Genomic DNA, 23159 nt, shown 5'->3' on the forward strand with positions numbered 1-23159 from the left:
TCAAATTTGGGGCGAAATACGCAGCTTAAGAATTACTGTTGCCTGAGACGGTAGCGGCTTTAGGCTTAGATGAATTCACCACAAGCTTCGGTGCCACAATGGCCTCACGATCAATGCCTTTGGCGTATTTACGGGCCTGCATCTTACTCATGATTTGCTGAACGACTAGCGTTAATAACGCCAGACCAGCCAATAAGCTCGATAAAGCAAAAGCGGCGGTAAAGTTATATTCGTTATAAGCAATCTCAACCAATAGTGGCATGGTATTGGTCTCACCGCGAATATGCCCTGAGACCACACTAACTGCACCAAACTCACCCATAGCACGAGCATTGGTTAGGATAATGCCGTATAACAGTGCCCATTTAATATTAGGTAGGGTCACATGCCAAAACACCTGCCAGCCTGAAGCCCCTAGCGTTAACGCTGCTTGCTCCTCACTATCACCCTGAGACTGCATTAAAGGGATGAGCTCACGAGCAATAAACGGAAAGGTTACAAACAAAGTGGCTAGAACAATACCCGGTACCGCAAAGATAACCTGAATACCCATAGACTCAAGCCAGCCACCCACGGTTGAGTTAAGACCAAATAACAGCACAAACATTAGACCGGCAACCACAGGAGATACCGAAAATGGTAGATCCAATAAGGTCGTTACCAACTGTTTGCCTTTAAACTGATAGCGGGTTACAAGCCAAGCAATGGCCAAACCCATGACAATGTTAATCGGCAACACAATAGCTGCGGTAATCAAAGTTAGCTTGATGGCCGCTAAAGCTTCAGGCTCAACCAAAGCTGCCAGATACAAGTCCCAACCGCCTTTAAAAGCTTCATAGAATACGGCCATCAGTGGAATGACCAACATCACAACCATAAACACCGAAGCGACACCAATAAACAAGGCGCGCACCCAAGGCGCATCGCGAGTAGCGGCATTGTCTTGATAGTTGTAATTATTAGAGATTTGCATAATGCGGTCCTAATTTTAAGTATTCTAGGTTTTCAGTTGGTACCAATCGTTGGTTTTAAGCTGGGTCTTTGGTCTTGGTCTATATTAATTAATTTGCTAGGTCGGCTTACTTAGCCCCAACACGGCGCGATAAATGCCACTGTAATAAGTTGATAGACAATAAGATCACAAAAGAAATCATCAGCATAAATAACGCCACTGCAGAAGCCCCTTGGATATCAAACTGCTCAAGCTTACTAATAATGATCAGCGGCAGAATCTCTGACTGCATAGGGATATTACCGGCAATAAAGATGACCGAACCATACTCACCAGTGGCACGAGCAAACATCATGCCGGCTCCCATCAGTAGCGCAGGAAATAGCTCGGGCAAGATAACGGTACGAAAGGTAGTCAAACGATTGGCACCCAATACCGCGGCCGCTTCTTCATACTCTACTGACAGCTCTTCTAATACCGGCTGAACCGCACGTACAATAAAAGGAAAACTCACCACCACTAAGGCCAACCAAATACCAATCGGTGTAAAGGCCACTTGAATGCCAACCTTGTCAAAAAACTGACCAATTAAGCCGTTTGGCGCGTATAAAGTCGCTAGTGAGATACCGGTAACCGCCGTAGGCAAGGCAAAAGGTAAATCTACCAAGGCATTGATGACTGACTTACCAAAGAAGTCATAACGCACCAATACCCAAGCCACCAAGGTGCCAAACACCATGTTGGTTAACATCGCATAAAACGACATCTTCAATGACAAGATAATGGCTGCTTTAACTTGAGCTTGGCTAATGGCATCAATAAACCCAGTCCAGCCCATTTGGGTGGTGGTATAAGCCATCATCGCAAATGGCAAAATAACCAAAAGCGATAAGCTAAGTACGGTGATACCCATGGATAAGCCAAAGCCAGGTAGCACATTACGTTGACGCAGCTTGGTGAGCCAAGAGCGTTGACGTACGGAAGTCGCTGTCGATGTGGTCTGCTGGGTCATGGATATCTCACTGCTTTTTTTATTTAAGTTTGCTACTGCTAGAGCCAAATTACGGCGGTTTTCGTCATGGTCATCATGCTAACAGGGCTTAGTTATTAAGTTTAATGATGAATAAGGCTATCGTAGTGAATAAAAGGAATATAGCTCAATCAGTTAGCCTGATTTAACGCCAGCTGATCAAACACGCCGCCTTCCTTAAAGTACTTGGTCATAATCTCATCCCAGCTGCCAAACACCTCATTAGCGCGAAACGTCTCAAGCGCCGGCAATTTATCGCTATTGGCGGCCAATATACTGGGGTTACTCGGGCGTAGATAAGTGTCCGCAGCCAACTGCTGAGCCTCATCACTCCATAAGTACTGCAAGTATTCTGTGGCCGCTTGAGTGGTACCTTTTTTGTCAGTGACTTTATGGACTACGGCCACTGGGTTTTCCGACTGAATAGAATAACTTGGGTACACAATTTGCACCTGCCCTTTACCAAACTTAGTCGCTGATAAATTGGCCTCGTTTTCAAAGGTGATTAACACATCACCAATGTTGCGCTGCACAAAGGTGGTGGTCGCTGCTCGGCCGCCGTTTTCATAAACCTTCACATTGCTAAGCAGCTGCTTAACATAAGCTTGGGTCTTTACTTCATCGTTATTGAAAGTATGTAGACCATAACCATAAGCGCCTAAGAAGCTATAACGGCCACTGCCTGAAGCTTTTGGATTGGCAATGACAATCTCCACCCCAGGTTTGGCCAAATCATCCCAGTCTTTAATCTGCTTAGGATTGCCTTGTCTGACCAAAAATACGGTAGCACTGGTAAAAGGCACCGCATTATTCCCAAAAGCTTTACTCCAATCGTTCGCTACCAGACTTTTCTTCTGCAGCAATTCAATATCAGCGCCTTGGTTCATGGTAGCTACGTCAGCTTGTAGACCATTGGCTACCGATAATGCCTGCTTACTTGAGCCACCATGTGACTGACTGACCGTGATATTGCTGCCTGGATGCGCCGCTTTATAATGGGTCACAAAAAGCGGGTTGTACTGTTTATAAAAATCACGAGAGATGTCATAAGACACGTTGAGCAGCTGTAGCTCTTTATTTTCAATGGTGGTAACCGTGCCATCAGCATGGGTCACTGTAGTTGACTGTTTTTGATTGCCGCAAGCACTTAAAGCTAGAGTTAATGCGCCTAAGCTAACAAGACTTGCTAAAGTGCCCCACTGCTTGATAGAGGCTGGCAAGGGATTGGAGGCCAGAGAAGGGTTATTTAAATAGCTGTGCTTGGCGTATTTATTGTTAGCCATGAGTTGTTTTTCCTATGCGGGCCGGATAAGCCTATATCGGCCTAAGTATGCTCATGCTAACAGCCACCCTTTATAGTATTTAGTGATTAATAAAGATATCTTAATGAAAAATAGGAATATAAGAATGGCTTAGATTTTTGATTCAAACAGAATAAATAGCTAAAACTTAAACAAAAAGCACCAAAAGTTTAAACAAAAAAAGCAGTGGCCCAAGCCAAGTTATCTTAAGAGGGATAACCGCTTGGGCGCACTGCAGGGGTATTAATCAAAGCCTGATGTTAGGTGTTAAGTAAGTGCAAGCTTTGACCAATTTGGTATTACAAGTTGTTTAAGAGAAGTTAAGAGAGGTCTTAAAAAACATCCACTCTTATTTTGGGGCATTAATCGCTAACTGGTCAAATACACCACCATCGCTGAAGTAAGTGCCCATGATCTCATCCCAAGTACCAAACACATCGTTAGGACGGAAGGTATCTACTGGAGGTAGCTTATCGCTGTTGGCGTCTAATACTGACTGTACGCTTGGGCGTAAGTACAGATCTGCAGCCAATTGCTGAGCCTCATCACTCCATAAGTACTTCAAGTATTCAGTAGCCGCTTCGGTAGTGCCTTTTTTATCGGTTACGCCATTTACCACAGCCACTGGGCTTTCTGACTTAATAGAATAGTCTGGATAAACGATGTCTACTTGACCTTTACCAAACTGAGTAGCGGCTAAGTTTGATTCGTTTTCAAAGGTAATTAACACATCACCGATGTTACGCTGAACGAAGGTTGTGGTCGCAGCACGGCCACCGTTTTCATAAACTTTGACGTTCTTTAATAAGTCTCTTACGTACGCTTTGGTCTTGTCTTCATCTTTATTGAAAGTATGTAGACCATAGCCATAAGCGCCTAAGAAGGCATAACGACCATTACCGGTAACCTTTGGGTTAGCCATAACAATCTCAACACCTGGCTTGGTTAAGTCGTCCCAGCCTTGAATGCCTTTTGGATTGTCTTTACGCACTAAGAATACGATGGTACTGGTAAAAGGTACTGAGTAATCAGGGAAAGCGTCAGTCCAGTCGTCCGCAACCAAGCCTTTTTTCTGTAATAGCTCAATGTCAGAGCCTTGGTTCATAGTAGCTACGTCAGCTTGTAGACCGTTTGCTACCGATAGCGCCTGCTTACTTGAGCCACCATGTGACTGGTTTACACTGATTTTGGCGCCTGGGTGTAGCTCTTGGTAGTGCTTGACGAACATTGGGTTGTAATCTTTGTAGAAGTCACGCGCCACATCATAAGAGACGTTTAACAGCTCAATGTTTTGGCCCTCTGCACTAGCGGCTGCACCGTCAGTGGTGTCTGCTGCTGTGTCTTCTTTTTGACCACCACAAGCGGTTAAGCCTAAAGCTAAAGTCGCTACAGTAGTAATAGAGGCCAGCTTAGCTGCCTTAGAAAAAGGGGTTTGTCCGAATTTAATGGTTATCGCCATGGGTTATATCCTTCAATAAGCGTTATTTGGTATTTCACATTTAAGCGCAAGCTAGAGTTAAACTAGGTTTGGATTGCTGAATCCACGGCAAAAATGTTATTTGATGGCGCCTATGCTAACAGCAGCGACATATTATGTTTAATAGCGAATAAGGCTATCTAAGTGAATAATTAGAATATACCCAACAATATGCAAGAATTATTATCAAACTTGGGGCAAGTTATGGCATAATCGGTCTCTTTTTCTGTGTTAAATCTTGTAATAATTGTTTTTATCCGCATAATACTGATAAGCATTTGTGTTAATGAACAATGCACAGTATTTATTTGTAGCAAGGACGCTACAAATCGCAATTAAGCTATGTATAGCATTCAAGGCGGTATATTTATGAACTCTATTCTGACCCCAATAGCGGTTATCAAAGTGCTATTGCTAGGTGCTTTATGCAGCAGCTCTTTGACCGCTTGTTATGTGCAGCCTCACTCTCAAGTGAGTGTCTCAGGCCAGCCTAAAGCCACGCAATTACAGTCTGCAGCCAACCAGGCAATGCCTATGGGCCGTTATGCCAAAGTGGATAGCCCTGCTGACAGCCAACTGGTCATTGAAGTTACCAAAACCGGTATGGCGATGCCGGCTAAAGCAGTCAAAATCAACTTAACGGCTGAGTCCACCAACGCAAAAGCCAATCAAACTGCTTGCAGCTACCAAGGTGTGGCCACGCTTATGGGCCAAGATGCGCTACACGGCATGGTTTATACCGCGCCTATCAGCAGCATTACCACCCAAACTGATGGCACTAAGCTAAACATGACTCGTGATAAAGGGCTGATCTTCTTCCGCTTTAAAGACAATGTCTTAAGCTTAGACAGCAACAACCCTGAAGCTCTTAGCGTATTGTGTCAGGACGATGTGAAGCTAAAAGGCGACTACACTAAGCTTAAGTAACAGATAGGCTTAAGTAGCGGATAGCTAAGTCCTAGCCCTAAGCTTAAGCCTCAGCCATAAACCTAAATAACTAGGTCTGCTTAATTACCGCCAGCTATGACCTTCTAAACCTAAGATAATGTATATGATAGAGGTGTTAGTAAGATGCCTTTTGACCTACCGAAGTTAAAAACCCCTACCCTCGCTCTAATAATGGCTGCCACACTGATGGTGGCTTGTGAGGGCAATGGCGATACGCCAACTTCAGCCCGCTCTTCTTCTTTAACCTACAATGACAGCGTTAGTGTTGATGAATTTGACGCAAACTTTGATGCAAACTATCAAAGCCAACTAGACTCACAAGACAATACTCTCGACAATCCCTTCTCTACTCCTGCAGGCGCGGCCTTAACGGCGGCTGAAGCGGTGACAGCGAATGGTTCGTCTGCGCATACTCAGACCAGCACCCAGACAAACAATCAGCCCAACACTCACACCAATAGCCCCACTATAAACACTACTGCCTCTGCAGGCTCTGAATGCCCAATCACTGGTAATGTCATTGTCGCCAAAAGTGTACGGGTTATTGACGGTGATACAGTAGAGGTTATCCCAACTGAAGGACCGTCTGAGCGTATCCGCCTGCTCGGTATTGACGCGCCTGAGTCCAATCAAGCCCATGGCGCTTATAGTACCCAAGTCTTGCAGCAGTGCGTCAGTCAAGGTCCAGTCACGGTAGAGTGGTTTGAACAAGATCGCTATCAGCGCCTGCTCGGTAAGGTTCGAGCTGGCGAGGTGGACTGTAACTTAAATCAAATCAAGCAAGGCGCAGCTTGGCACTACAAGCAGTATCAAAATGGTCAGTCTGAGCGTGACCGCTTCACATACGCCAACGCTGAGGTTAATGCCCGCCAGCACGCTTTGGGGCTTTGGGCCAATGCCATAGTAACCGCCCCTTGGGATTATCGCCGCGGTAAACAAAGCAGTTATCAATTTGACGATACTGTATATCCGGTCGAGGGCGCAAACTGCACTATGACGGGCCGCAGAACTACCAAGCACAGCAGCGTTAGTACAGCTCCGGTAAACAATACAACAAGCCAGCCCAACGCTCTGCTATCTGCCCCTGTTGTCTTACCTGACGCAGCCTCTGGCACTTTAGATTGTGGTTCTATGATTAAGAAGACTTGTTCGCAAATGGTCTCTTGTGAGGAAGCAAAAATGCAATTGGCTTGTGGCAATACCCGTCTAGATGGGGATAAAGATGGGGTACCTTGCGAGAGTATCTGTCCTGGCGGATAGTGCTAGCCGATAAGCCGATAAAAGCTATAAACAATAAAAAAACCCAGTGCGATATCACACTGGGTTTTTTGTTGTGTATTAATAAGCTATAAAAGCTTATTTAGCACACTTGTTGTAGTACTGACGGATGAAGTTGTCTACTTGCTGGTCTTTGTCAGCTTTTGATTTGGCTTGTGGCACTTTGTAAGCATCGGCAATGATGTTTTTGGCTAAAGTTTGGTAAGCATCGTTATCGCTGCTGGTCTTCTTGGTCACTTGAGCCTTAGACACACCATTTTGTCTATCGTCCATGATGTTACCGGCCAAGCTAGCAATATCTACGCAAACTTCATTAAGGTCATTGTTTGCCGCTTGTGCGCCCACAGAAGGAAGCATCATAGTTGCTGCCAATGCTACTGCGGCTAAAGTTTTGTGTTTCATATTGGTCATTGTTGACTTGGCCATAATCTAAAATCCTTGAATTTTAATATTTAATTGTTTGATAGTTAAATTGTTTGATAGTTAAATTGTTTGATAGTTAAATTGTTTGACAGTTAAATAGCTAGGGCATTCACCCCATTAGGTTTATTGGTTCCCAGTATATGGATATTTCATTGCTACATTCATAATTATTCGTATCAATAAGGTTGCAGTAGTAAAACTCACTGTGCCATAAGCTCAGATTCTCATAAACCAGATGCCCATAATAAGAACAAAAAACCTCTTAACCTAAGCTAAGAGGTTTTAATATTTAATAGTTAGTGGTTAGCCAGTTACTTATTAGCAATGACCAGCTAGTAGTCTGGGCAAGCCACTGATTTACCAGACTTGTTGATACAGACCGTTTTATCATTAATGGTCGCAACTTCTGCAACACCCTCATTAAAGACAAAATAGTTGGCACCCATATAGTTAACACTATAGCGCTCTACGTTTTTATCAGAGTATTTAAATGGGATAATGGTTTTGTTAGCGCCGTTGATAAAACCCCATTTGCCATTTTTTAAGACGCCAGCCAGTCCTTCACTAAACGGTCTGATTTCATCATAGACAAATGGCACAGCCACCTTACCGGTCTTCGTAATAAAACCCCACTTGTTACCATCATACACGCCAGCTAGACCTTGTCTAAAGCCATAAACCCCGCCAAAGTTACCATCTAGCCCTTCATATTTTGGCGGTACTACTTCTTTACCGTTCTTGTCCAAAAAGCCCCATTTGCCAGACTTAGACATAATAGGCGCCATACCCTCAGTCATGCCCTCAATCGTTCTATACTTACTGGTAAACGGCAGTATCACTTTGTTTGAGGTATCAATAATACCGAATTTACCATTTTTGGCGACCACGATACGGCCCTCAGAGGCATCATTGGCCCAAGTTTCATCATACTTATCATCTGGATCAATCAGGTTGTCATAGATAGTCGGTACCACAAGCTTACCTCGAGTATTGACGTAGCCGACCTTGTCATTTTTCATGACCGCAATGACCCCATCACTGACGGTCCAGCTTACTGAGTCATAGCCCTTTAGGCTAGCAATGACTTTACCTTGTTTATTCAATAAGGCTTGTAATTGACGGTCTTTGTTAAATCCTAAGTAATAGTCACCGTCTGAGGTGCAGTCCACTTCTGCATAACTGGTCTTAGGCGGCTTACAATCATAATAGTTGGCTTGGGCTGGCAAGGCGAAGCAAGCACTCCCAATAACAGCAGCCAGCGGAATAAGTTTGGAAGTAGCAGAAGCTAAGGTAGGCTTGGTAAACACGGCAAATTCCTTCTCATTGTATTAAGCTATTTAGGTGTTTAGGTAAAATAAGGGAAGCAAAACTCCCTATTACTAGTGCGGATATTTCCGCTTTTTATTAAACAAATTATTGTAAAATTAGTCAATAATTAGTTTAGGGTTTTGGCTTAAGTTTTGCTTCATTTTATTTTATAGCCGCTCTTAAGGGTTAATTAGACGCTCTGACGACATATATTGTCGTATAACAGGCTGTTTAGATAGACTAATTTGGGTCTGTCGCTTATTATATTCATAGAGGGGCGTCTGCGTCTGCCTATCAGCATGCCCTTGTACTGCAGATGATCACTTTAGGAGTCGATATGATAAAAAAGGCAATGTTATTGTCTCTTAGCTTATTACTAGCTCCTATGGCGTTTGCGGCTTCTGAACTTGACGAGGCGTTACAGTCGGTTGGTCTGCTAAATAGCAACTATGAATATACCCACAAAGAGTTGGTCTCTGAAGTTTTTCGCTTAGTCACCAATGATTATTCCCAGTCACTGCCTATGGACATCAATAACTACACGCGCAATCAAAGCATGATGTTAACTCCTCATTACGGTAACGTGTCGGTGCTATATACCTTGCCTTTAACTCCCGAGGAAAGAGACTTTTTGACCGATGAGCTGTCCTCTAATGAGATCTTAAAAGAAAGCTGTCTCGACTACTATCTATCCAACAAGTTTATGCTAGCCAATCATTACACGTTGGTGTATTCCTATTCTGACCAAAACCACTGACCTCTGACAGACATCAAGATGACTGCGGATACTTGCTTGGCTGCGCTTTTGAAATAACTGAAATTGAAAATTGTGCACGGTAATTTTTTTGTAAATAAGGAGATAACATGACTACCAAAGCCTCACTTTTGAAACTGGGACTATCAGGATTTTTTATGCTCTCGGCTGGCCCTGCCATGGCTTATACGGATATTTGCACTAAACCTAATATATCGGGGGTGTCTAAGGATTCCATGACCTGTCTAAGTAAAAACTTAGTCCTTGTATATGGCGAAAATGGTCCTGCAGCATATGACAGTAAGGGCAAAACCATCATACCTGCCAACCGCTATACCTACATACTTCAAGAGTCAGAGGGATTAATTGCCGTCGCAAATGAGCGTGATGGTGATTTTTCAGCAGGCTATATTAGCCCAGCCACAGGTAAGCAAGTTATTCCGTTAAAATATCGCTCAACGGGTGAATATGATATTGGTATCAACTCCTTCAGTGAAGGCTTGGTTGCCTTATTAAATAAAGAGGATAAGTATGGCTTTTTAAATACCAGTGGTAAAACAGTCATTCCTTTTAAGTATAGTGATGCCGATAGTTTCTCAGAGGGCTTAGCAGCAGTAAGCATCAGTTCCTACGACAAAGACGGATATGCTATTGACAGTAAGTATGGTTATATAGACAAAGCTGGAAAAACCGTTGTTCCTTTTAAATATGATTACGCCGATAGTTTCTCAGAAGGACTGGCCGTTGTTCGCCAAGGCACATGGGATTCAGGAAAGTGGGGTGTTATCAATAAACAAGGCAAAACCGTTATTCCTCTTAACCTTAAACACGCCATCGGTAAATTCTCTAACGGTTTGGCTTCAGTATTAAGAGCCGATGATACTTATGGCTTTATTAATACCAAAGGTAAGTTAGTTATCCCCTATAACTACCTAATTGAATCTTATGAAGGCGAGTTACCCCGTTTTGAAAATGGCAAAGCAAGAGTAATAAATAAGCAGGGTAAATCTTATTGTATTAACACTAAGGGCAATAAAGTAAGCTGTGATTAGATTTAAGTATGAGTTTTTGAACAAAAAAAGACGCTAAATAACTTAGCGTCTTTTTTATTACTCTGCCGACTCAACCACAGGCTGACGCTTGCCAGCTTCTAAGATAGGTAAGTTGGCTTCAGTAGGCACATAGATAACCTGATCAATTTTACCCTCACGTAGGGCCTCACCGAAGGCACCGATAAACTCTTGCTCTCGGTATTCAGGATACTCTTTGGCAGTTTGACCGATAATTTTAATGGCTTCAGCTCTTAGCTGGGCTGACTCGAGCTCAGCTCGGGCCTGCTCAATTTGAATCATCTTTGACTGAGTAGCTTCTGCCAAAGCCGCTTTACCGCGCATTTCTTGCGACCAGACCTTATAGAAGGGATAACCGGCCATTACCACCAGTAATAAGACCACAGCCGTTATTACGCCCATGATGGTCAATTTAACTACAGATTCTGACTTCATATTTTTATCCTTGTCTTGCCTTGATGTATTTTCATTCTTCTGGCTTATAGAACCGGACCCATAGTAGATACAATATTAATCCAAATACGGTAATAAATTGGCCAATCTCTAACCTCGTCATGAGTGACCTCAACCGAGTCTTCGATATAGCTCTGCTGACGCTCGATAATCTGTTGGGTCAGTCCTTTATCATAAAAAATCACGTTGTTTTCATAGTTTAAGTCAAAGCTACGCAGATCTAAGTTAGTCGAGCCAACCAAGCTAATCTGATCATCAATGGTCAGCGTCTTAGCATGTAGCAGACCCGGCTTATACTCGTAAATCTTCACGCCAGCCTCAAGTAGCTGCCAGTAGTAACTGTGACTGGTGGCGGCCACAATAAAAGAGTCATTGTGCTTAGGAAAGATAATGGTGACATCGATACCGCGATAAGCCGTGGCACAAATCATATTGATCAAAGTATAGTCCGGTACGAAATACGGCGTCGATATGACCAAGGACTTCTTAGCATGACCCATTAAGATACTCAAAAACTGTGGTGTGGTGCCCTGACGCTGGGTAGGCCCATCTGCGAAGACCTGAGCAGGATAACCCTCTGGCTGCTGCTGTATCAAATAAGGAAAAGTGTCATAAGGGGTATCTGGATTCTCCATTAGCCAGTCACTGGCAAACAGCATTTGGTTTTGAGCGACAATAGGCCCTTGCACTTTTAGCATAATATCGACCCAAGGTGCGTATTTTGGCTTCACTCGAAACTCAGGGTCGGCACTGTTGCGACTGCCCACATAGCCAATCTTGCCATCGATAATCGTAATCTTACGGTGATTGCGTAAATCAATACGGCTAAACAGCAATATCTTAAAGATATTATCGATGGGTAACGCCACACTCACCTCTACCCCAGCCTGCTTCATGCCCTCCCACAAGGGGGAACGTAGCAGCTTGCGTGAGCCCATGCCATCTACCATAGCTCGGCACTGAACCCCGCGCTTAGCCGCTCGCATTAGTGCTTCAGCGATGGCAGTTCCCATGCCATCATCTAGCCAAATATAGTACATCACGTGAATGTGATCAGTGGCGGCATCGAAGTCAGCAATCATACGCTGCTCGGTTGTCTTCGGGTCAGGCATCAGCTCCGCCTTATTGCCTAAAGTGGTATTAAAGCCATTGACCGAAGCTGAGTAAGTAAAGGCGGGTCGATACTCAGGATCAATGACCTGCTCCATGGTGTCTTTGCTGCCCATGACCTGAGGGAAGTTGCTACGTAACTGTTGGCTGATCTTATTGTAGCGGTGCTCAAAGTTAAACCCTAAGTGCACCTCCCCAAACATCCAGTACACCACAAGACCTGCATACGGCAAGATAAATAGAATAACCAACCAAACCAAACGTGCAGGCGCTGTAAGATCGTAACGTGCCAGCACCCTAAGCGATACCGCCAGCCACGCCAATATGTGAATGCCAATCAGTATGTCTACTAACATAAGTCGTCTTCCTTGATAAATGGTTCGTTAGTGAACAAGGCCCCTAAGCGGCGCTCCATGCCTAGCCCAAAAATACAGTGCGTTATAACAGCTATTATCATTATTATTAAGTGGTTATCTGTTTTTTATTAATGTCTACTGACTATAAAGCCAGCATACGCTGGCTTTAATAAACTTGCTTGGATGGAATGATTTTGGCTGAAGCCATTAATCCGCCATTAATCTGATAAACTGCGGGTTGGTAACGTTAATCTGCAAACGGTTTTGAGTGGCTGCAATAGCCCCTGAGACACAAAAACGATAGCCAACGTAGTTATCAATTTTGCCATAGCGATTTTCAAACCAGCGATAGTCCTTGTTCCATACCAGTGCCGTTAAGCTCTGATTGGGATATTTTTTATCAAAATTCATGTAATGACGGTTGGGTAAGTGATTAATCTCCGCCAACGTGCCACAAGCCATAACCCATTTGCCCACGTACAAAGACGCCTTGCTAGACTCAATCTTCGGATCAGCCGCAGTCACTATACTACTCATCAATAGGCCACTGGCTAAAGCTGCCACCTGCTTCCACATAAAAAACTCACTATCATTTGTCTCAAAAATATAAGCAGAACTGCATTATAAAGTGCTTAATTTTCGCAGAAAAAACTGTTATACCTAATTAAAAAAACATTATAGTTTTTTTGATTATAAATTGCAGAGTAGTTATGTTCGATAATTGTTTACTAACCCCACATTTATAATAGCGCTAGTAAAATAAATGAGACTAAAAAAGCCAGCGTGTGCTGGCTTTTTTATAATCAAACAACGGGCTATTTTTATTGAGCTGAAGCGCCTACTAGATGAACTTCTGCACGCTCTTCTTTGGCGATACCTGCGTAGTACTCACGTAAGATTTGTAGCACTTCTGGACGGCTGAAGTTTTCAGGAACTTCTTGGTCTTCTGATAATGCTTTACGTAGCTTAGTACCTGACACCTTGACATGATGCTCTGCGTCATGCGGGCAAGTCTTTGTAGAAGCCATCGCTTGACAGCCATTACACCAGAAAGTCCAGTCAATCTTCAGCGGCTGAGTCAACATCACATCTTTCTCAATCTCATCGAAGATGGCTTGTGCATCAAACGGACCGTAATAGTCGCCCACACCCGCATGGTCACGGCCAACAATTAGGTGGCTACAGCCATAGTTTTGACGGAATAGCGCATGCAATAAGGCTTCACGAGGACCGGCATAACGCATGTCTAGTGGATAGCCTGCTTGAATAACGGTGTCTTTTTTGAAGTAGTTATCAATTAGGGTCTTAATGGCTTCTTGACGCACTTCAGCAGGGATATCACCTGGCTTTAAAGCGCCCAATAGCGAGTGAATCATCACCCCATCACAGATTTCGATAGCAATCTTAGCTAAGTACTCATGTGAGCGGTGCATTGGGTTACGGGTCTGGAAAGCCGCCACTGTTTGCCAGTTTTTTTCTTCAAACAAGGCACGAGTCTCAGCAGGCGTTTTATAAATCTCAGGGTATAAAGTGGGGAACTCACCTTGGCTAAATACTTTAACACTACCAGCGACGTTCACCTCGCCCTGCTCCATCACTTGTCTTACACCGGGATGCTCTTCTTCTGTGGTGGTGAAGACTTGCTGACACTCATGCGCCTTATCAATGGTATAAGTCTCTTCAACGGTGATGACACCCATAATCTCGCCATCTTCAGCAACCAAAGCCACCTCATCACCTGGTGCTAGCGTGTCGGCCTGTTCTTTGCTGGTCGATAACGTGATGGGGATTGGCCAAAATAGGCCTTTATTGTCCCCGGACTTCAAGGTCATCTCATCGACCACGCCTCGCCAATCTGCTTGATTCATAAAGCCATCTAGCGGCGTAAAGCCCCCAATACCTAGCATGATTAAGTCACCACGCTCGCGTGAGCTTAGGATGATTTGTGGTAGGTCTTTGGCCTTTCTTAGAGCTTGGCTTAAAGCCTCACCCTCTAGTAATAAAGGCTTTAACTCTTCGCTACCATGTGGCGGTACGATGCTGGTTTTACCAAGGCGCTTTACAATCTTTTGTTCGGTCATATTTCAATCCAGTTGGTTTGATTGGGGTTAAGTGGATGCTAATAATTAGGTCTAAATCAAACCCTTACACCCATTTCTCAATAGTGATGTCAGTAGACTAACGAAATTTACTTATTCTTATCTATGCTCTCTTTGGATATACATATTACAGATATGAATTTATAAAAAACTTAGGGCGTGGTTAGTATAGCTACATGATTTTTTGTTACCTAAGGGCATACTAACTATGTATAAGTACACTCATGCCGACCAAGCCATGGTTGATGAGCGGGTTGAGCAGTTTCGCGATCAGACCCGCCGCTTCCTAGCCGGAGAGCTACCCGAAGAGCAATATTTGCCACTGCGTTTGCAAAATGGCCTATATATCCAGCGCCATGCGCCCATGTTACGTATCGCTGTGCCTTATGGATTAATGGCAAGCTACCAAGTGCGCAAACTGGCAGAAATTACGCGCAAATACGACAAAGGCTATGGTCACTTCACTACCCGTACCAACTTGCAATTAAACTGGCCCAAGCTTGAAGAAGTGCCTGATATCTTAGCTGAGCTGGCCTCTGTACAGATGCATGCCATTCAAACCTCAGGTAACTGTATCCGTAACACCACAACCGACCCTTATGCGGGCATCAATGCCAATGAGGTTGAAGACCCACGTCCGTACTGTGAAATCATTCGTCAGTGGTCAACCTTCCACCCTGAATTTGCCTTTTTACCTCGTAAATTCAAAATTGCGGTGATTGGTACTGCAGAAGACCGAGCAGCCACTCAGGTACACGATATTGGCCTTCATGTTGTCAAAAATGACGAAGGCGAAGTGGGCTTTGAAGTTATCGTGGGCGGTGGTCTAGGCCGTATCCCTGTTATCGGTAAAACCATTCGTGAGTTCTTGCCTCGTGAGCACTTATTAAGTTATTTAGACGCTATCTTACGTGTTTATAACCTTCATGGCCGCCGTGACAGTAAGGCAAAGTATAGATCTCGTATTAAGATTCTAGTTGAGAGCTTAGGCGCCAGAGAATTCACAAAGCTGGTCGAAAAAGAGTGGGAAACCTTTACCAAAGATGGTGAGCTGACGTTAACTGAAGAAAACTTTGAGACGGCTAAAAGCTACTTCCCAGAGTTTGATTATGACAAAGTTGATGAATTAGAAAGCCAATCTCAACTAAAAAAACAGTTTGAAAACAAAGCTTTTGCCGATTGGTATGCTCGCAACACTGTGCCGCATAAAGTGGCCGGTTACCGCGCGGTTATCGCCTCATTAAAAGCCGGTGTCGTTGATGGCAAATATGTCCCTGCCGGTGACGTGACTGATAAGCAATTAGACCGCCTAGCGGACTTAGCTGACCAATACAGCTTTGGTGAAATCCGTGGTACGCATCAACAGAATTTAGTATTCGCGGATGTGAAACAGACCGATCTGTATGCTTTATGGGAAGCGTTAACTGAAATGGACTTGGCACGTCCAAACATTGGCACTTTAACGGACATGATTGTTTGCCCAGGCTTTGACTTATGTTCACTGGCCAACGCCACGACCTTTAACATCGCTGAGCAAATTGAAAAGCACTTTGATGATTTAGATTACTTGTATGACTTAGGCGAAATTAGACTAAATATGTCAGGTTGTGTGAACGCTTGTGCCCACCACCATGTTGCTGATATTGGCATCTTAGGGGTGGACAAAAAAGGTGAGCATTGGTACCAGTTTAGCTTAGGTGGCAGCTCAAAATCAGATACCCGTCTGGGCGAAATTTTAGGCCGCTCAGTGGCAACAGATGAAGTAGCACCAACATTACAAAAAGTATTAGACGTCTATACCCAGCAGCGTCATGTCGAGGGCGATAACCCAGAGCCATTCGCTGAATTCGTACAACGTGTGGGCATTCAGCCATTTAAGGAGGCGGTATATGGGTAATCACAGTATTTTAGACGCTCAAGCAAAAGACATTACTGCTGACGATAGCTGGCAGGCTTTATACACCGCTGAGCTACCTGATGGCATTGCCACTAAGACCATTCATCTAAGCGAGCTGCTGCATAAGTCAGAGCGCTTAGATGTGGTGTTACCGTTATCAGATATCTTATCTTCAAAAGGCATATTGACCGAAGTACTAGAGCTGATTGCCAACTACACCAGCCGCCTAGGTCTGTGGGCAGATACCGATGTGTCAACCGAGCAATTAGATGAGCTTTTAGCCGCTTATCAAGACGGTGAGCGCTCTTTATTAAATGCGTTAGATCTTGTCGTGTTGTATCAGCCAAAATTTGCAGATGGGCGCAGCTTTAGTCAAGCGCGTCATTTACGCCAAAAAGGCTTCGAGGGCGAAATCCGTGTCACAGGACATTTCGGCCGTGACCAGATTGTTTACTTAAAGCGTGCCGGTGTGGACAGCTTCGTGATTAGTGCAGAAAACCTGACTGAAGACATTAAAGCCGCTTTCTCGGTCCTGCCCTCCTCTTATGATGGCAGTGTGGCCAGTCAGCTGCCTATGTTTAGAAAACATGCTTAGGGGCTTATAAAGCAAGCATAAAAACAAACCAACTTTAAAAAAACAGACCATTTATAAAACTTTTAAGGAATTAAAGTATGACTATCGAAATCAATATCGATCAAGCCAACCAAGAGCTACAAGGCAAAACTCCTGAGCAAATCGTTGAGTGGGCTTTAGCCAAGGCAGAAAACCCAATCATCACTACCAACTTCCGCCCATACGAGTCAGCCATCTTGCATCTTGTGGCCAAGCAAAAGCCAGACATCACTGTACTTTGGGTAGACTCAGGTTATAACACTCGCGCAACTTATGACTTTGCTAACAAACTTATCAAAGACCTAAACTTGAACGTAGTGACTTATATTCCTAAGCAAACCAGCGCTCACCGTGATGCCACCATGAACGGTATCCCAAGCGTAAACAACCCACTACATGACGAATTCACTGAGCAAGTAAAACTTGAGCCATTCAAGCGCGCGCTTAGCGAATTAAAGCCAGACGTTTGGTTCAACGCCATTCGCAAAGACCAAACTGAATTCCGTCAAGGTCTTGATGTATTGAGCCAGTCAAAAGACGGCGTATTAAAAGTAGCGCCTTTGTTCTACAAAAATGACAAAGACTTAGACGCTTACTTAGCAGAGCACGACCTACCTAACGAATTTGACTACTTTGACCCAACTAAAGTAGAAGAAAACCGTGAGTGTGGCCTACATACTCAGCTGTAATTGACGCTTTAAGTGGGCAATAAAGCACCTAACATCATTTTTATCGCCTCACTTAATTGATCAAAAAACACCGCTTAATATCCCATTAGGCGGTGTTTTTTTGTCTCAATAATTCTGGAATTGGGTTAATTAACAAGCCGTTATGACATTTTCGCATTAAGTAATATCAAATCCCTCCATACTTGTTGCCATCGAATACGCCATAATGAAGGCATCTTATAATAAACAGTCTACCGATTATGAATACCTTTCCTTTATTTTTTAAATTTACCGATCAGCCGATATTAATCGTTGGCGGCGGTGAAGTGGCACAGCGTAAAGCTGACTTGCTGTCTCGTGCTGGCGCGCACATTACCATCGTGGCACCACAGATTAGCCATGAGATTCGTGAGCTACTTGGTGATGACAAACACAGCTTAATCACCGCTGAATACGACAAGCAGTATCTGGCTGGCAAGCGTATTGTTATCGCTGGTACCGATGATGAAGCCTTAAACCATCAGGTGCATGCAGATTGCCAAGCGTTAAACATTCCGGTGAACGTGGTCGATACCCCGCCACTGTGTGATTTTATCTTCCCAGCCATTGTCGATAGAAGCCCAATCGTGATTGGTATCTCGTCTAACGGCAAAGCACCGGTGCTAGCCCGCCTAACCCGTGCCCGTTTAGAGACCTTAATTCCACAAGGCTACGGAAAATTAGCCAAACTTGCCGGCGATATGCGTGATGAGGTTAAATCAAAGATTCCAACGCTTACTGGTCGTCGTCAGTTTTGGGAAAAGGCATTTGAAGGTAAAGTCAGCGAATTGATGTTTGCTGGACGTAGCGTGGAGGCTGAACAGGCATTAAAGCAGCAGCTTGAACAAACCCATCAGCAGTTATCAAGCAAACATGGCGATGACGAGCAAGCTAATACTAAACCTGTGGGCGAAGTGTATATCGTTGGTGCAGGCCCTGGTGATCCAGAGCTACTCACCTTTAAGGCGCTGCGATTAATGCAGCAAGCTGATATTGTTTATTACGATGCCCTAGTGTCTGATGAAGTGCTGGATTTGTGTCGCCGTGATGCCGATAAAGTATTTGTCGGTAAAAAACGCAGTAATCATGCGGTGGCTCAGCAAAACATTAATCAGATGATGATTGACGCTGCCAATACTGGAAAGCGCGTGGTACGTTTAAAAGGCGGTGACCCCTTTGTCTTTGGTCGTGGCGGTGAAGAGATACAGGCCATGCGCGCAGCCAACATCCCTTATCAAGTCGTACCCGGCATTACCGCAGCCAATGCTGCCGCTTGCTATACTGGCATTCCGCTAACTCATAGAGACCATGCGCAGTCAGTACGCTTTGTGACTGGATTTTTAAAGTCTGGTGAGCCGAATCAAGGCTTTGATAGCTTAACCAATCCCAAAGAAACCATTGTGTTTTATATGGGGCTACACTCAATTGAGCGTCTAACCACAGGCTTGATGGATGCGGGACGTGACAAAGACACGCCGATTGCGATTGTGTCGCATGCCAGCCTACCCACTCAGCAAGTGATGACCGGTACTCTAGAGGACATCGTTGCCAAACATGAGGCCAACCCATTACCCACACCCGCTTTATTAATCGTCGGTGAAGTAGCTAAGCTGCATGATGAACTGGCTTGGTATGGTGAGCATATTAGCGACAGTGATCAGCAAGCACATGCTTTAAATATGGTGTAAATTTTTAGTTTTAGTTTTATATTTAATAAAAAAGACCCTTTTAAATTGAGTTAAAAGGGTCTTTTTCTATGTTGTACATTCAAAAGCTGCAGCGCTCTAAAATGTCTACTGCAAACACCACAGCGAAGTTACCTCTGCACTACGCGCAGCATATAACAGATCACTGGTGTCTTGACTCTTGCCATGGGTCGGCTCAGTATCTAGACGATATTTCACAGTTAAGCCAGCTTCTTCAAACCAGCCAAGCAGCTCTTCGCGAGTACGCAGCTTTAAGTGCTCTGCCAAATCAGACAGAATGAGCCAAACCTCGCCATTTTTTGCCAAACGCTGCTTTGCGCCCATCAAAAACCCACGTAGCATGGCGCTATTGGCATCATACACCGCATACTCTAAGGGTGAGCTTGGCTTAGCAGGAAGCCAAGGTGGATTACAGACAATTAAATTAGCCGCTGGCACTTCAGTGGGATACAAATCTGCTTGTTGCAACTGCACATTGGATATTCCCAAACGATTTAGATTATCCTCAGCACACTCAAGCGCACGCGGGTTTAAATCAGTGGCTATGATTTGCTTAATGCCCCGTTTAGCCAAGACAATGGCGAGCAAGCCCGTACCAATACCAATATCATAAGCGATGTCATGATTATCAGGGAGAGGAGCATCTAGTAGCAGTTGCACATATTCTTGACGAGTCGGCGCAAAGACACCGTAGTGCGGGTGAACCGATACACCCAAAGCTTCAACCGGTACGCCTTTTTTACGCCACTGCGCGGCACCTAACGCTCCTTGCAGGTCACGAAAAGCCATAACGCAGGACTCATTCATCTCTCCAAAAGCAGCAACACAGGCCTCACTAACTTGTGGTGCTCGGCGCAGATTGAGTTGATAGTTGGCATCGAATTGTAATAGCAATCGGCCTAATAGACGGGATCGCTGACTTTGAGCAAGACGGTTTTTATGAAATAGACTCGGCAGATCTTCTGAATCTGTGGTCGACTTTGAACTGGCGGCTGCTTTAGCGGCTTTTTTCGCGGCTTTTTCAATTTTACGTTGTTCAGCACGGTCAATACGACGCTGCAAGGCTTGGATAAGCTGTCTAGCATTATGATAGTCACCACGCCAGAGCATCGAAGTACCGGCATTGGCCAGACGGTATGCTTCATTAGCTGTCGTCGTATCATCGATAATCACGATATCCTTTGGTGGGGCATGATTACTTTGCGACAACCAGCGGGCTTTGTGTAAGGACTCACCCTCTTGCCACTGCAAATACTGATTTGATTTTATTAACACTAACTTACCTTTTTATTTACCAATATTTAATTTTAATCGAGCATCATACACTAAAGCATGCCAGCCCGCCCCACTAGCCTGCTTTGGCGTTATAATCAAATACAATAATCCCTATTGTGAGCGCTAAAATGAAGTTTTGGTCTATTAGGACTCTCGATGAGTTAGACATACTAGTAAGTGGTCAGCCATTAAGAACCGACCCTGATAAAGCTGATAAGGATTTTAAACGGGCTTATCAGTGGATTTCAAAGCAGCTAGCAAACAAGGTCACACCGCCGCCAGGGGTTGAGTATCCTATTTGGCTATGGCGGTATTGGGAAGGCAAACACAGAGCTAAGCCTGATCTAAGAGCTGGCGGGCATATCCAAAAAGGAAGTAAAGCCGTTAGGATTGAGCTAGAGATTCCCTCTGATAAAGTGCTGCTTAGTGACTTTGATAGCTGGCATGCGGTGCTCAACAATCATCACCTCTCACAAACTGATGCCGAGTATGAGTATTACGAGCAGTATGAAGAGCAGGAAAAAGATGAAAACTTACTGCGAAAAAGTAAGGAAGCCACTTGGCTTAAGATTTTTTCGATAGAAGACCTACCAGATGATTGGGCAGTACAAGGCGTTACTTGGGAAATTCTGCCTGAACATATAGTGAATTATAAAGTCTTTACAGGTCGTTGAATTAGCATAAATTCTGATAAGCAGTCAGTCGTTAAACAGTCTTCAAAAGCGAGACTGGTAAATTGCCATTTATGGTATGATTAATTAACTCCCATTGAAATAAAACTCACTTTTAAATCACTTATTGATTAAGCCATTTTCTTAATTATTTACGCGTTGTAATAACCTCTATGTCTAAGTCTACCGAATTGTCTACCGCTGCCAAACCCTTAACCATTTTACATACCTCAGACTGGCATCTGGGTCGCCGTCTATATGGTCAATTACGCTACGAAGAATTTGAAGCGTTTTTAGCATGGCTGACCAAAACCATTCAGCAGTATCAAGTCGATATACTTATTGTTGCTGGCGATATCTTTGACACCATGACGCCGAGTAATAGAGCACAAGCTCTCTACTACGAATTTTTAAGTGTGATTTCCAGCCTACACTGCAACCATGTCGTGATAGTCGCCGGTAACCATGACTCCCCTACCTTTTTGGACGCGCCGGCTAATATTTTAAAGTATTTGAATGTGCATGTGATTGGTACCGCCTGTGAGGATATTGCAGATGAGGTATTGGTGTTAAACAGTAAAACTGGTGAACCTCAATGCATCATAGCCGCTGTGCCCTACCTGCGTGACCGTGATGTCCGTAGTACGCAAGCGGGCGAGTCAGGCGCAGATAAAGACGCCAATTTACTGGCAGGTATCCGTCAGCATTACGCACAAGTCGCTGATATTACCAAAGACAAACAGGCAGAGCTAAATGCTCAATTTCAGCGTCATATTCCTATTATTGCGACCGGTCATTTATTCGCCGCTGGCGGTGCAACGACAGCAGATGACGGTGTACGCGACCTATATGTTGGAAATTTAGGTCAAGTTTCTGCTGATACCTTTGATGACGGTTTCGATTATGTGGCACTGGGTCACTTACATGTCCCGCAGAAAGTCGGTGGCTCCGACACCATTCGTTATAGTGGTTCACCAATTGCGATGGGCTTTGGTGAGGCAAAGCAGACCAAGCAAGTGTTATTGGTGCAATTTGGCGAACAGTTAGATGACTTTAGTGAAGTTAATGAACTTTCAGAAGCTAAAGAGGCTATTACCACTTCTGATACGCCTTTAGTAAGCGATGCTGCCCAAGACGATTACCCATTTACACCCGACTTATTCGATAGCCTACCCTCTGACACCGACACCGACACCGACACCGACACCGACACCGACACCGACACCGACACCAATGATAATGTCGTAGAAGATAGTTTAAATACTAGTGACAAACACAGTCAGCCAACTAAGAGCCTGTACAAAAACTCTGATAACTCAATGCAAGTTGTTTCTGTCACTGTGCCTTGTTTTCAACAATTGATGCACATATCTGGTGAGCTTCAAGAAATCTTAAACGCGTTAACTGCGTTGCCTACGGATAAGCCTATATGGATTGAAGTTGAATACACCGGCAATGAGATTGTCAGCGATTTACGCGAGCAAATTAATATCGTAGTAGCCGACACTCCTTTACAGGTACTCAAGATTCGTAATAACCAAGTACGTGATAAAGTTCTTAAATCGCAAGTGGCGCATGAAACGCTGCAAGACCTAGATGAGATGGAAGTTTTCGAGCGTTGTTTGGCGGCGAATGATGTCGCTGAATCACAACGCCCAAGCTTGCGCGAGGCCTATGCTCAAATCCTCCATGATATTCATCAAAACGACCATATGGCCGAATAGTTTTAAA

21 protein-coding genes are annotated in these 23159 nt (G+C 44.2%); 10 read left to right on the forward strand and 11 right to left on the reverse strand.

The genetic code is table 11. From position 1 onward, the window contains the following. Nucleotides 1–25 precede the first annotated feature (25 nt). The 4 genes from cysW to A1232T_RS04525 form a co-directional block, all read right to left on the reverse strand. A complete protein-coding gene (gene cysW / locus A1232T_RS04510; protein WP_077448254.1) occupies nt 26–973 on the reverse strand; it encodes a sulfate ABC transporter permease subunit CysW in 948 nt (315 codons plus the stop codon). A gap of 106 nt (nt 974–1079) precedes the next feature. Then, the gene (gene cysT, locus A1232T_RS04515; RefSeq protein WP_077448255.1) at nt 1080–1964 is read right to left on the reverse strand and encodes a sulfate ABC transporter permease subunit CysT; all 885 of its coding nucleotides are present in this window, start codon (nt 1962–1964) and stop codon (nt 1080–1082) included. A 149-nt stretch (nt 1965–2113) separates the two neighbouring features. Continuing rightward, nucleotides 2114–3265, reverse strand: coding sequence for a sulfate ABC transporter substrate-binding protein (locus A1232T_RS04520; RefSeq protein ID WP_077448256.1), 1152 nt, complete (start codon nt 3263–3265; stop codon nt 2114–2116). Between the two features lie 367 nt (nt 3266–3632). Continuing rightward, a complete protein-coding gene (locus tag A1232T_RS04525; RefSeq protein ID WP_077448257.1) occupies nt 3633–4742 on the reverse strand; it encodes a sulfate ABC transporter substrate-binding protein in 1110 nt (369 codons plus the stop codon). Between the two features lie 387 nt (nt 4743–5129). On the opposite strand from A1232T_RS04525, the gene A1232T_RS04530 reads away from it, so the two are divergent. Continuing rightward, nucleotides 5130–5687: a hypothetical protein gene (locus tag A1232T_RS04530; protein ID WP_244152371.1), complete on the forward strand. Its 558-nt coding sequence runs from the start codon at nt 5130–5132 to the stop codon at nt 5685–5687. Between the two features lie 144 nt (nt 5688–5831). Further along, nucleotides 5832–6968 (forward strand): thermonuclease family protein, encoded by a 1137-nt coding sequence (locus tag A1232T_RS04535; protein WP_077448259.1) that lies wholly within the window; start codon nt 5832–5834, stop codon nt 6966–6968. A gap of 96 nt (nt 6969–7064) precedes the next feature. Here A1232T_RS04535 and A1232T_RS04540 read toward each other — a convergent pair whose 3' ends face one another. Then, nucleotides 7065–7412, reverse strand: coding sequence for a hypothetical protein (locus A1232T_RS04540; protein WP_077448260.1), 348 nt, complete (start codon nt 7410–7412; stop codon nt 7065–7067). A gap of 329 nt (nt 7413–7741) precedes the next feature. Continuing rightward, a complete protein-coding gene (locus A1232T_RS04545; protein ID WP_077448261.1) occupies nt 7742–8716 on the reverse strand; it encodes a WG repeat-containing protein in 975 nt (324 codons plus the stop codon). A 338-nt stretch (nt 8717–9054) separates the two neighbouring features. Here A1232T_RS04545 and A1232T_RS04550 point away from each other — a divergent pair, with 338 nt between their 5' ends. Together A1232T_RS04550 and A1232T_RS04555 are read left to right on the forward strand one after the other, a co-directional pair. After that, nucleotides 9055–9474: a hypothetical protein gene (locus tag A1232T_RS04550; protein ID WP_244152372.1), complete on the forward strand. Its 420-nt coding sequence runs from the start codon at nt 9055–9057 to the stop codon at nt 9472–9474. Between the two features lie 107 nt (nt 9475–9581). Further along, nucleotides 9582–10523, forward strand: coding sequence for a WG repeat-containing protein (locus A1232T_RS04555; RefSeq protein WP_077448263.1), 942 nt, complete (start codon nt 9582–9584; stop codon nt 10521–10523). A gap of 57 nt (nt 10524–10580) precedes the next feature. On the opposite strand, the gene A1232T_RS04560 is transcribed toward A1232T_RS04555, so the two are convergent. The 4 genes from A1232T_RS04560 to sat all read right to left on the reverse strand — a co-directional run bounded on the left by A1232T_RS04560 (nt 10581) and on the right by sat (nt 14541). Beyond that, complete coding sequence (locus A1232T_RS04560) at nt 10581–10943, reverse strand: hypothetical protein (protein WP_425272058.1); 363 nt, start codon at nt 10941–10943, stop codon at nt 10581–10583. 77 nt (nt 10944–11020) lie between these two features. After that, nucleotides 11021–12460 (reverse strand): cardiolipin synthase, encoded by a 1440-nt coding sequence (cls, locus tag A1232T_RS04565; protein ID WP_077448265.1) that lies wholly within the window; start codon nt 12458–12460, stop codon nt 11021–11023. Nucleotides 12461–12667: 207 nt separating this feature from the next. Then, nucleotides 12668–13036 carry a hypothetical protein gene (locus A1232T_RS04570; protein WP_077448266.1) on the reverse strand — a complete coding sequence of 123 codons (369 nt, stop codon included), beginning with the start codon at nt 13034–13036 and terminating at the stop codon, nt 12668–12670. A gap of 245 nt (nt 13037–13281) precedes the next feature. Next, on the reverse strand, nt 13282–14541 hold the full coding sequence (gene sat, locus A1232T_RS04575) for a sulfate adenylyltransferase (RefSeq protein WP_077448267.1): 1260 nt from the start codon (nt 14539–14541) through the stop codon (nt 13282–13284). 226 nt (nt 14542–14767) lie between these two features. On the opposite strand from sat, the gene A1232T_RS04580 reads away from it, so the two are divergent. The 4 genes from A1232T_RS04580 (at nt 14768) to cysG (ending at nt 19464) form a co-directional block, all read left to right on the forward strand. Next, nucleotides 14768–16456, forward strand: a complete 1689-nt coding sequence (locus A1232T_RS04580) for a nitrite/sulfite reductase (RefSeq protein ID WP_077448268.1) — start codon at nt 14768–14770, stop codon at nt 16454–16456. Continuing rightward, nucleotides 16449–17051 carry a DUF934 domain-containing protein gene (locus A1232T_RS04585; RefSeq protein WP_077448269.1) on the forward strand — a complete coding sequence of 201 codons (603 nt, stop codon included), beginning with the start codon at nt 16449–16451 and terminating at the stop codon, nt 17049–17051. Before A1232T_RS04580 ends, A1232T_RS04585 begins: the two co-directional genes overlap by 8 nt. A gap of 77 nt (nt 17052–17128) precedes the next feature. Then, entirely contained in the window at nt 17129–17758 is a 630-nt protein-coding gene (locus tag A1232T_RS04590; protein ID WP_077448270.1) for a phosphoadenosine phosphosulfate reductase domain-containing protein, read from the forward strand. Nucleotides 17759–17997: 239 nt separating this feature from the next. Continuing rightward, entirely contained in the window at nt 17998–19464 is a 1467-nt protein-coding gene (gene cysG / locus A1232T_RS04595; protein ID WP_077448271.1) for a siroheme synthase CysG, read from the forward strand. A gap of 105 nt (nt 19465–19569) precedes the next feature. Here cysG and A1232T_RS04600 read toward each other — a convergent pair whose 3' ends face one another. After that, on the reverse strand, nt 19570–20757 hold the full coding sequence (locus A1232T_RS04600) for a methyltransferase (RefSeq protein ID WP_077448272.1): 1188 nt from the start codon (nt 20755–20757) through the stop codon (nt 19570–19572). Between the two features lie 128 nt (nt 20758–20885). Here A1232T_RS04600 and A1232T_RS04605 point away from each other — a divergent pair, with 128 nt between their 5' ends. Further along, entirely contained in the window at nt 20886–21431 is a 546-nt protein-coding gene (locus tag A1232T_RS04605; protein ID WP_077448273.1) for a DUF3841 domain-containing protein, read from the forward strand. Between the two features lie 170 nt (nt 21432–21601). Continuing rightward, nucleotides 21602–23152 carry an exonuclease SbcCD subunit D C-terminal domain-containing protein gene (locus A1232T_RS04610; protein ID WP_077448274.1) on the forward strand — a complete coding sequence of 517 codons (1551 nt, stop codon included), beginning with the start codon at nt 21602–21604 and terminating at the stop codon, nt 23150–23152. The last annotated feature ends 7 nt before the right edge of the window (nt 23153–23159 follow it).

The organism is Psychrobacter pasteurii, assembly GCF_900162815.1.
GTDB classification, from domain to species: Bacteria; Pseudomonadota; Gammaproteobacteria; order Pseudomonadales; family Moraxellaceae; genus Psychrobacter; species Psychrobacter pasteurii.

Coding starts and splice junctions, on each gene's coding strand:
- cysW (WP_077448254.1), bottom strand. CDS start 973: ATGCAAATCTCTAATAATTACAACTATCAAGACAATGCCGCTACTCGC.
- cysT (WP_077448255.1), bottom strand. CDS start 1,964: ATGACCCAGCAGACCACATCGACAGCGACTTCCGTACGTCAACGCTCT.
- A1232T_RS04520 (WP_077448256.1), bottom strand. CDS start 3,265: ATGGCTAACAATAAATACGCCAAGCACAGCTATTTAAATAACCCTTCT.
- A1232T_RS04525 (WP_077448257.1), bottom strand. CDS start 4,742: ATGGCGATAACCATTAAATTCGGACAAACCCCTTTTTCTAAGGCAGCT.
- A1232T_RS04530 (WP_244152371.1), top strand. CDS start 5,130: ATGAACTCTATTCTGACCCCAATAGCGGTTATCAAAGTGCTATTGCTA.
- A1232T_RS04535 (WP_077448259.1), top strand. CDS start 5,832: ATGCCTTTTGACCTACCGAAGTTAAAAACCCCTACCCTCGCTCTAATA.
- A1232T_RS04540 (WP_077448260.1), bottom strand. CDS start 7,412: ATGGCCAAGTCAACAATGACCAATATGAAACACAAAACTTTAGCCGCA.
- A1232T_RS04550 (WP_244152372.1), top strand. CDS start 9,055: ATGATAAAAAAGGCAATGTTATTGTCTCTTAGCTTATTACTAGCTCCT.
- A1232T_RS04555 (WP_077448263.1), top strand. CDS start 9,582: ATGACTACCAAAGCCTCACTTTTGAAACTGGGACTATCAGGATTTTTT.
- A1232T_RS04560 (WP_425272058.1), bottom strand. CDS start 10,943: ATGGGCGTAATAACGGCTGTGGTCTTATTACTGGTGGTAATGGCCGGT.
- cls (WP_077448265.1), bottom strand. CDS start 12,460: ATGTTAGTAGACATACTGATTGGCATTCACATATTGGCGTGGCTGGCG.
- A1232T_RS04570 (WP_077448266.1), bottom strand. CDS start 13,036: ATGTGGAAGCAGGTGGCAGCTTTAGCCAGTGGCCTATTGATGAGTAGT.
- sat (WP_077448267.1), bottom strand. CDS start 14,541: ATGACCGAACAAAAGATTGTAAAGCGCCTTGGTAAAACCAGCATCGTA.
- A1232T_RS04580 (WP_077448268.1), top strand. CDS start 14,768: ATGTATAAGTACACTCATGCCGACCAAGCCATGGTTGATGAGCGGGTT.
- A1232T_RS04585 (WP_077448269.1), top strand. CDS start 16,449: ATGGGTAATCACAGTATTTTAGACGCTCAAGCAAAAGACATTACTGCT.
- A1232T_RS04590 (WP_077448270.1), top strand. CDS start 17,129: ATGACTATCGAAATCAATATCGATCAAGCCAACCAAGAGCTACAAGGC.
- cysG (WP_077448271.1), top strand. CDS start 17,998: ATGAATACCTTTCCTTTATTTTTTAAATTTACCGATCAGCCGATATTA.
- A1232T_RS04605 (WP_077448273.1), top strand. CDS start 20,886: ATGAAGTTTTGGTCTATTAGGACTCTCGATGAGTTAGACATACTAGTA.
- A1232T_RS04610 (WP_077448274.1), top strand. CDS start 21,602: ATGTCTAAGTCTACCGAATTGTCTACCGCTGCCAAACCCTTAACCATT.